Origin of the sequence: Luteolibacter arcticus, assembly GCF_025950235.1 — a bacterium.
Classification (GTDB): domain Bacteria; phylum Verrucomicrobiota; class Verrucomicrobiia; order Verrucomicrobiales; family Akkermansiaceae; genus Haloferula; species Haloferula arctica.
This window is the reverse complement of record NZ_JAPDDT010000035.1, coordinates 1-8941: the sequence shown is the minus strand read 5'-3', so window position 1 is coordinate 8941 and position 8941 is coordinate 1. Positions and strand designations below refer to the sequence as shown.

Here is an 8941-nt window from a genome sequence, read left to right as displayed (position 1 = left end):
GCACCGCGGGGAGTTTACCGGGACAAACCGAACAAGGGGAAAACCAAGCGGGCCGCTTAAGTGAGCGCCATTCGAGCAGCGACCTTACTGTCGCTTTGGACAGACCTGCCTCCTCGCCTCGCCTCGCCTCGCCTCAAAACGTCTTGGGGGAAGTGGGTATATGCCGCCGCTCTGCCGTCTCCGCGTCGATCACCTCCGGTGCGCTGAATGCCAAATACCTCACCTCCATCATCGAACCTGAACCATTACCCGAATACTCCCGCCCGCAAAATCACGAACTTCGCCCGCGCGATCCCTCGCCTCGATCCGCCACCGCACCATCCTCTAATCCTTAGAAAATCAAGATCCTCCCGGACCTTCCTCCCGCCACCCCGCGCTCACCCGCCGCACCCCCATCGTCCCCTGCCCATCGCGCAAGACCTCCCGCCTTGACGCCGCCATCCCGCACCCCATCCTATGTAGTAGATAACAATGCCCTCCCCCACATTCCCCTCGCTTGCCCGCAGGCCGTCGTCCCTCCGCGCACCCTCCACCTCCCGCCGCCCGCACCTCCCGGCCCGCCGCGGACGCAGCACCACGCACCGGCTGCTGCAGCAGTGCGCGCTCTGGATCGCCAGCCTGCTCCTCCTCGGCTCCGGCACCCTCCTCGCCGAGCAGTCCGGCCCCTTCACCTACCAGAGCAATGGGAGCTTCATCACCATCACCGCCTACACCTCCGGCAGCACCGTCACCATCCCGTCCCACATCATCCACAATGGCGAGCCACAGCCCGTCCAGGTGATCGCGGCGAATGCCTTCTTCGCCGAGTCCACCATCGTCACCGTCACCATCCCCGACACCGTCACCGAGATCCGTGCCGATGCCTTCCGGAATTGCTTGAATATGACCACGCTCACCATCGGCAGCGGCGTCATCACGATCGGCGACGGAGCCTTCAGCAATTGCCCGCGCCTCGTCACCGCGACCATCCCCGACTCCGTGGCGTATCTCGGCATGGGAGCCTTTGCCTTCTGCAGCCGCATGACCAGCGTGACCCTCGGCCAGGGAATCACCGGTATTCGTCCCGCCACCTTCGCCAGCTGCAGCGCCTTGACCGATATCACGCTTCCCGATTCCGTTATCACCATCGGCATCAATGCCTTCGCTTCCTGCACCGGTCTGCTCCGCATCACCCTGCCTGCCGGCATCACCCTTATCGACTCCGGTGCCTTCTCTGGCTGCACGAAGCTCATCGGCATGTCGGCCCCCGGCGAGGCGACCATTCCCGAGACCGTCGCGCTCCCGCAGAGCTTGTACGCCATCGGGTTCCAGGCCTTTGCACGCTGCGCGGCCATCGAAGCAGTCGTCCTCCCGGAAGGCCTCACCTCCATCAGCGAGGAAGCCTTTGACCAGTGCTCCAGCTTGCCCAGCGTGCATATTCCCTCCTCGGTCAATTTCATCGGTCGAAAGGCATTCGCCGCCTGCACCTCGCTCCTCGCCTTCACCGTGGACCCTGCGAATGGCAGCTACTCCGCTCCCGATGGCGTGCTCTGCAATCAAAGCGGGCAGGAGTTGGTCATGTTCCCCGGGGGCAGATCGGGCCCCTACGTCATCCCGGCCCCCATCATTAGGATCGGGCCCCACTCGTTCGCCGAGTGCCGCCTCATCACCAGCGTCACCATCCCGAATCACGTCTTCACCATCGGCGACCACGCCTTCGATTCCTGCGTCAGCCTGTTAGACGTCTCCATCGGCAGCGGCATCACCTCCATCGGCGTGGGTGCCTTCTTCGACTGCGAGAGTCTCGAGCAGGCGAATATCCCCGCCGGCATCACCGCGATCCCGGACTCCATGTTTGATGGCTGCGGCGCTCTTCCCCAGATCACCATCCCCCATGGCATCACCCGCGTCGGCAAGTGGGCCTTCGCCTGGTGCATCAGCCTCACCGGCGTGCAGTTTGCCAGCAGCGTGATCGAGCTGGACGAGGGCGCATTCGCCGGCTGCGGCTTCCAGACCCTCACGCTCCCTTCCAGCCTCAAGTCCATCCGCAAGATGGCCTTCTACGACAGCCCCTACCTCGAGGAGATCATCATCCCCGAGGGCGTCATCCACCTCGGCGGACCCGGACCCGAGGACGGCGAAATTTTCGGCTACTGCACCCACCTGACCCGGGCCGTCATCCCCGGCAGCGTCGCCGTGCTCGGCCCCTTCCTCTTCGAGGGCTGCGAGAGCCTGCACGATGTCACCCTCGGGAATGGCATCACCACCATCGGCGAATCCGCATTCACCGATTGCTCCGACCTCACCGCCATCGTCATCCCTCCCAGTGTCACCACCATCGGGACCAGCGCCTTCTACCGTTGCTCGCTGGGCACGATCACCCTCCCCGGAAGTGTCACCACCATCGGCGAATCCGCCTTCTTCGACTGCGAACCGCTGGAACTCAGCCTCCCCGACTCCATCACCACCATCGGCGAAAGCGCGTTCGCCCGTTGCGGCCAGCTTGAGTCCGTCCGCATCGGCCGTGGCATCCAGTCCATCGGCAGCCTCGCCTTCGAGGATTGCCAGCTTCTGGAGCACGTCACCTTCCGCGGGGACGCGCCTGCCAGCTTCGGCGCGAATGTTTTCAAACGAAACCCCTCCTCCCCGCCGGTCACCCTCTACTACTATGAAGGTAGTAGCGGCTTCACCTCCCCGCTGTGGGAGGGCTACGCCTCCGGGATGATCCCCCAGGCCGGCACCGTCACCACCGGCTCCGCCAACGTCTCCCGCGCCGGTGCCACTTATCCCTTGGAGCTCGGCGACTTCATCTTCCAGGGCGACACCATCACCACCGGCCCCGTCCCCACCATCACCCTCGTCTTCATCGACGAGACCATCATCACCCCCGGCGCGGACTCCTCCTTCCGGATCGATGAATACCTCTACAACCCCGGAGACCCCGGGCAGAACTCTTCCCGTTTCACACTCCTCCAGGGATCCTTCGACTTCACCAGCGGCCTCATCGGCCAGCATGATCCCACGGACGTCGTCATCGACACCCCCGCCGGCTCCGTCGGCATCCACGGCACCGCCTTTAATATCGCGCTCGGCACCGGTGCCACCGAGGACCTCATTGGCTTCACCCTCCAGGTCACCAGCGGCACCGTCATCTTCACCAACCGCTGGACCGGCACCGACCATGAAGTGGCCGCCGGCAACAGCTTCCACGCCGATGTCCCCGCGCCATCCCTGCACACCATCCGCCAGCAACTCATCGTCAGCGAGGAAGACGGCATCACCCTCCAGCTCACCGGCTACACCGACCAGCCCTTCACCGTCCAGCGCTCCACCAACCTCACCGATTGGATAGAGCACGCCCACCTCCAGCCGGCCGACCTCCCCACCGCCCTCGACGCCACCGCCCAACCCGGCGAAACCAGCGTCTTCTTCCGCCTAGCCCGCTAGAGCGATCTTACCCGTAGCTGGGGCATCTAACCGTAGCTAGGGAATCTTCCCGTAGCTGGGGCATCTTCCCGTAGCCGGGGCATCTAACCGTAGCTGGGGCATCTTGCCCCAGTCCGTTGGAGGGGCGTCTCGCCCCTCCCCCTCTTCTCTTCGTTGCGGAACGACTTCGTCGTTCCGGCTGCGCGAAGACCGCACCAGCAACCCCATCGCGATTCACCCATTTCGCCCACACCCCAAGCCATCCCCTTCCCCAACAACTCCTCCATCCATCCACCACCATCCACCACCATCCTTAGCGACCTTTGCACCTTGGCCGTTCAATCCCCTCTTCCTCCGCCCATCGCCATCCCCCGCACCTCATTCAAAAAAACCTCCCCACCACCCACACGATCGACCCCCCAATCGCCGCCACCAACCCCACCCCGCCGATCAAAACCAAATCCTGCGTACCGCGCATCCGGTACTGCGGCCTCCCCCGCAGCCATTCAAAGAACGCCCACCACGCCAGCCCGCCGAAAGTGAACCACAGCGGACTCATGGCATCCCGTACTCATCCTTCAAATGCAGCAACCGGTGCCCATGGACAACTCCCGCGTCCCGGTCCAGCACCACCACCATGAAGACATCCGCCTCCTCCTCCGAGTTCACCAGTACATGCTCGAATCTCCCATCCGGCGTCCGCCACGCCTGGTCCACCGCCCCCGCCGAGCAATCGTACCCCTCGAAATCATCCTCCGGGATCTCCTCGAAGTAATCCCAGAAATCGAACGGCGGCTCCTCATCGTCCGTCACCGGCACCATGGGCTCCCCGAAGGTCGCACGAAAGGCAGCATCATCCAGTTGCTTCATGTTTCTGTTAGGAAAGAATTACGCATCGCACCACCCGCTTGTCACGCCGCATCCGCAGCAAGCCCACGGCATCCGTCACGTGTCCATGCCCCCATCATCGCACACCCAGGAAGGGAAGGGAAGGGAAGGGAAGGGAAGGGAAGGGAAGGGAAGGGAAGGGAAGAGAAGGACGCTCAAGCACAACGCCGCATCCCATCCCATGTAGCGGCGCGTCTATGACCGTCGCACTTCAGCGGCACGTGCCGCATCCCCGCGGATCCAATCCAGAAGCCTCCCCATGCCGTTCGCTGCCGCCAGCTTCCCACGGTCGCAGACCGACGCTACATCGCGTGACGCCCCGCCCCATCACCGCGGCGCAGCCGCCCTCGGACTGCTGCGATCCTTCGCAGCTCTCGAGTCCAAGGTGGAGACCGCTTCTCCAGCCGGACTGAACCGACCTCCCAGGATCGCCGCGATCGCCCAAGCGCAAACCTCCGTCCCCCACATTCAAAAGCTGCGGATCACCGCAGCGCTCCAAGGGCCTTCGGCCTCGCTTCCGCGCGCCCAGAAGAAGCAGCGACCCTACTGTCGTTTTGGACAGACCGGCCACCCGCCTCGCCTCAAGCCCTCGTTCGGGGAAAGTGTCCACGGGAATGAACGGGACAGCAAGGTCCCGTCTCCTGATGAGATCTAGCACCGCGACCCGAAAGAAGCAGCGACCTTACTGTCGCTGTGCACTGCAACCGATACTCCGCCACGACCTTCAGTCCTCCGCCACCTCTGCGCCCGCTGCGGTTCGTCCATCCACCATCCACCATCCACCATCCACCATCCACCATCCAACCCTCCCCTCTTCAATCTGCATCAATCTGTGTAATCTGCGGTTGAAATTCTCCAGCCACCTCGACGCCGCCAGGAATCGAAAGGCATCAACCACCATCCTTCCTCGCGCACTTCGCGTCCTGGCGGTTCAACTTCCCCCCATCCCCGCAAAGTGGTCCGCACTCTCCGAGTGCGGTCGAAGCAGTTCTTCCGGCCGACGGAGACCGAACCGCCTCTCAGCTCCTCCGCGCTCTCTCTCCGCGACCTCTGTGCCTCCGCGGTTCGTTCCATCCCCATCCCCGATGTCTCCCCCCATCCACCATCCCCTCTTCAATCTGCGTCAATCTGTGTAATCTGCGGTTGAAATTCTCCAGCCACTTCGACGCCGCCAGGAATCGAAAGGCACCACTATCCTTCCTCGCGCACTTCGCGTCCTGGCGGTTCAACACCCACCCATCCCGACCTCCGCGCCTCCGCAGTTCGTTCCATCCCCATCCCCGATGCCTTTCACTGATCACTGATCACTGATCACTGATCACTGATCACTGATCACTGATCACTGATCACTGATCACCGATAACCCGGCACGTGCCCCGCCCCCTGCAGAGTTTTCCCTGCCTTTAAATTTCGCGCATTTTCGCGTTCTTTCGCGGTTCAACTCCTTCTCCCGAACCCAGCCCCAAACCGCCACACCTCAAAGCAAAGCCCTCCACCTCACTACCCTACTTGCTCGCCGGCCCCGTCGACCCCTTGCTCTTCTTCCCCTTGCCTCCCTCATCTGGCACGTTCCACTGCCAGCCCCCGCGACCTTCCTCCTTCTTCCACTTCAGATGGATCACCGAGTCCTTCGGTGCCGGCGTCGCCAGCTCCGCCGCGTAGCTCTTCCGGATCGCCTCCGCCCCGGCCGGCACGATCGCGCCCTTCCGATCCACCAGATGCCACAGCGCCGCATTCTTGTCGTCCTGCTTGTGAAAGGGCGTCTCCTTCCCCTTCTCATCGTAATACGTCGCCCCATCCGTCCACCCCTTCCGATCTAACAGAAATACCCCCTCATCGTCATCGAAGGGCGCCGTGATCGACGCATAGACCCCCGCCGTCGTCGTCGGAAGCAAGCACAGCAAATAAAGCCGCCCCACCTTCGGCTCGACCACTCCCGGACCATTGATCACCAGACCTTCGCCCCGCATCGACAGCATCATCGTCCGCACCACCTGTGCCTTCTTCACCCCCTTCATCGGCTCCAGCACCTCCACCTCCACCTTCAGCCACTCGAAGACCAGGCCATCCCACGTCGGGTAGGTCAGCACCGTCGTCAGCCCCGACGGAGCCACCGACTTCACCCGCCCCGCAAACACCAGCGCCGACTCCTTCATCAGCGCCTTCATCTCCAAGCTCCGCACCGCCCTCGCCTCACCCGGCAGCGCCGCCAGAAGCGAGAAGACCAAATACATCACCAAGGCTTTCATGCGTTTCATCCGGTTCATCTATCAAGACTGCGGACGCGATGGAACATCGCTATCCACCTGACCCTTGGAATCGCTCAACCGATCGAAATCCAGCAGCTTCACGAGCGCATCGATCCGCGAGTTCACGCCCCGCACATGGAACTGCATCAGGGCGAACCCCAACAGCACTAGATAGGGAAGCATCGCCGTCCAGCCCCTCCACATCCCCAGGCCCATCATCACCGTGCACACCACCAGCGGCACGAGCAGGATACCTCGATAGCCCTTCGCCTTCACCAGCAGCGCTCGCCGCGACCTCGCCTCATCCAGCGCCAACCGCGCCACCAGCTCCTGCTCCGCCGGCGACAGCTTCGCCACCTGCTCCTTGGAAAGAATTCCGATCATGGTCTGGATTCCGGTTCGGTTCGGCTCGGTTCGGTAGGCTCAATTCAATTCAGTTCAGTTCGATTCAATTCAGTTCGATTCGATTCGGCTGAACTCACCCTCCTCCCCCATCGTAGCCATCCACCTCCCCGCAGCGCCAGCCCGGATTCCTCCCCGCACGCCTGCACCGCGTGCCACCCATAAGGAGCAGCGACCTTACTGTCGCTGTGCACTGCTACCGATACCCTGCCACGACCTCCAATCCTCCGCCACCTCTGCGCCCGCTGCGGCTCGTTCCATCCACCATCCAACCCTCCCCTCTTCAATCTGCGTCAATCTGTGTAATCTGCGGTTGAAATTCTCCAGCCACCTCGACGCCGCCTGGAATCGAAAGGCATCCACCACCATCCTTCCTCGCGCACTTTGCGTCTTGGCGGTTCAACTTCCCCCCATCCCCGCAAAGTGGTCCGCACTCTCCGAGTGCGGTCGAAGCAGTTCTTCCGGCCGACGGAGACCAAACCGCTTCACAACTCCTCCGCGCTCTCTCCGCGACCTCTGCGTCTCCGCGGTTCGTTCCACCCCATCTACGCCCACCATGCGCGGCCCATAAGGAGCAGCGACCTTACTGTCGCTTTGGACAGACCGGCCTCCCCACCAAGCTTCCCACCCCGCGCAGCAGCACTTCGATTGGTGATTGGAAGATTGATGATTGATGATTCCTTTTTCCCCATGCCCCCGCGCCCCATCAACCGCTCCCGCCTCTTCTGGGCCGGCATCCTCGGCCTCGCCTTCCTCCTCTGGGCGTGGGTCGTCCCCGCCAAGGGCTGGAGCGTCCACTGGAGCCGCAACGTCACCTCGCTCAGGCTCGAATGCGGACACGGCATCATCCGCTTCATCCACACGAGCATGGATGAAAGCAATGGCGAATTCGGCCCCGATCTTAGCTCCTCCATCTGGATGCCCGTCGATGGCGAGCCAAAGAATCGCCTGTGGAAACTCGAATGGGGCAGCGGTCGCGACGTCGATGTCCCCGTGCAACGCATCCACTATCTCACGCTACCCTTCTGGCTCCTCACCGCGCTCTAACTCATCGCATGGCTCGCCCTTCTCCTCTGGCGCTCCCGCCGCATCCAGCATCTAACAAAACTCACCCAGTGAAATGAAGATCCGGCTAAAAGCACGCTCGCGCACGCACTCGCGCACCCGCCGCACCCGCCGACTCTTCGTCTGGGCTGCCGGCCTGCTCCTCCTATGGCTCATCGTCGCCTACCTCGCGCTCCCCCGCTGGTGGCGCCATCACGAAAAGCTCCACCCCGCGCTCGTCGATGCACCCACCCTCACCACCACCAGCGCAGGCATCCCCGCCGATCCCCTCAATCTCTTCATCATCGCCACCGATGCCGAACTCACCACCGCCCTGTTAGAGAACGGCTGGCACCCCGCCGACCCCGTCACCCTCCAGAGCAGCCTCCGCATCGCCGGCGATGCCGTCCTCGGCCGCCCCTACGACCACGCCCCCGTCAGTCCCCTCATCCTCTTCGGCCGGCACCAGGACCTCGCCTTCGAGAAACCCCACGGCACCAGCCCCCGCGAACGCCACCACGTCCGCTTCTGGCGCGCACCCCAGACCGACACCCACGGCCGCATCGCCTGGTGGGGCGCCGCCACCTTCGACCGCAGCGTCGGCCTCAGCCACGACACCGGCGAGATCACCCACCACATCGCCCCCGAGGTCGATCCCGAGCGCGACCTCATCCTCACCGCCCTCAAATCCGCCGGCTTCGCCACCATCACCTACCGCGACGACTTCCAAGCACCCACCGGCAAAAACGGCGGCGGCGACCCCTGGCAAACCGACCGCCGCCTCGGCATCGCCACCCACAGCAACGCCGAAGACAAATAGCCCCACCCCAGAAAAAGCGGCCCGCCCCACGCCCGGCCTCCCATAAGGAGCAGCGACGAATGGCGCTCACTTAAGCGGCCCGCTTGGTTTTCCCCTTGTTCGGTTTGTCCCGGTAAACTCCCCGCGGTGCGGT

At 63.4% G+C, this 8941-nt stretch carries 7 protein-coding genes; 3 read left to right on the top strand and 4 right to left on the bottom strand.

What is annotated here, in order from left to right; genetic code table 11:
- Positions 1-471: 471 nt before the first annotated feature.
- A complete protein-coding gene (locus OKA05_RS29205) occupies positions 472-3426 on the top strand; it encodes a leucine-rich repeat protein (protein WP_264490770.1) in 2955 nt (984 codons plus the stop codon).
- 361 nt (positions 3427-3787) lie between these two features.
- Here the strand turns inward: OKA05_RS29205 and OKA05_RS29200 are convergent, their stop codons facing one another.
- The 4 genes from OKA05_RS29200 to OKA05_RS29185 all read right to left on the bottom strand — a co-directional run bounded on the left by OKA05_RS29200 (position 3788) and on the right by OKA05_RS29185 (position 6926).
- Entirely contained in the window at positions 3788-3964 is a 177-nt protein-coding gene (locus OKA05_RS29200; protein WP_264490769.1) for a hypothetical protein, read from the bottom strand.
- Complete coding sequence (locus OKA05_RS29195; RefSeq protein WP_264490768.1) at positions 3961-4275, bottom strand: hypothetical protein; 315 nt, start codon at positions 4273-4275, stop codon at positions 3961-3963. Before OKA05_RS29195 ends, OKA05_RS29200 begins: the two co-directional genes overlap by 4 nt.
- A gap of 1523 nt (positions 4276-5798) precedes the next feature.
- On the bottom strand, positions 5799-6551 hold the full coding sequence (locus tag OKA05_RS29190; protein ID WP_264490767.1) for a hypothetical protein: 753 nt from the start codon (positions 6549-6551) through the stop codon (positions 5799-5801).
- A gap of 12 nt (positions 6552-6563) precedes the next feature.
- Positions 6564-6926, bottom strand: a complete 363-nt coding sequence (locus OKA05_RS29185) for a hypothetical protein (protein WP_264490766.1) — start codon at positions 6924-6926, stop codon at positions 6564-6566.
- 708 nt (positions 6927-7634) lie between these two features.
- Between OKA05_RS29185 and OKA05_RS29180 the strand changes: the two genes are divergently transcribed.
- Together OKA05_RS29180 and OKA05_RS29175 are read left to right on the top strand one after the other, a co-directional pair.
- Positions 7635-7991 carry a hypothetical protein gene (locus OKA05_RS29180; protein WP_264490765.1) on the top strand — a complete coding sequence of 119 codons (357 nt, stop codon included), beginning with the start codon at positions 7635-7637 and terminating at the stop codon, positions 7989-7991.
- A 73-nt stretch (positions 7992-8064) separates the two neighbouring features.
- Complete coding sequence (locus OKA05_RS29175; RefSeq protein ID WP_264490764.1) at positions 8065-8808, top strand: LssY C-terminal domain-containing protein; 744 nt, start codon at positions 8065-8067, stop codon at positions 8806-8808.
- Positions 8809-8941: the final 133 nt, after the last annotated feature.

Bases quoted from the DNA above. Each gene is read 5' to 3' on its own strand.
- OKA05_RS29180 (WP_264490765.1), top strand. From the start codon at position 7,635: ATGCCCCCGCGCCCCATCAACCGCTCCCGCCTCTTCTGGGCCGGCATC.
- OKA05_RS29175 (WP_264490764.1), top strand. From the start codon at position 8,065: ATGAAGATCCGGCTAAAAGCACGCTCGCGCACGCACTCGCGCACCCGC.
- OKA05_RS29185 (WP_264490766.1), bottom strand. From the start codon at position 6,926: ATGATCGGAATTCTTTCCAAGGAGCAGGTGGCGAAGCTGTCGCCGGCG.
- OKA05_RS29205 (WP_264490770.1), top strand. From the start codon at position 472: ATGCCCTCCCCCACATTCCCCTCGCTTGCCCGCAGGCCGTCGTCCCTC.
- OKA05_RS29190 (WP_264490767.1), bottom strand. From the start codon at position 6,551: ATGAAACGCATGAAAGCCTTGGTGATGTATTTGGTCTTCTCGCTTCTG.
- OKA05_RS29195 (WP_264490768.1), bottom strand. From the start codon at position 4,275: ATGAAGCAACTGGATGATGCTGCCTTTCGTGCGACCTTCGGGGAGCCC.
- OKA05_RS29200 (WP_264490769.1), bottom strand. From the start codon at position 3,964: ATGAGTCCGCTGTGGTTCACTTTCGGCGGGCTGGCGTGGTGGGCGTTC.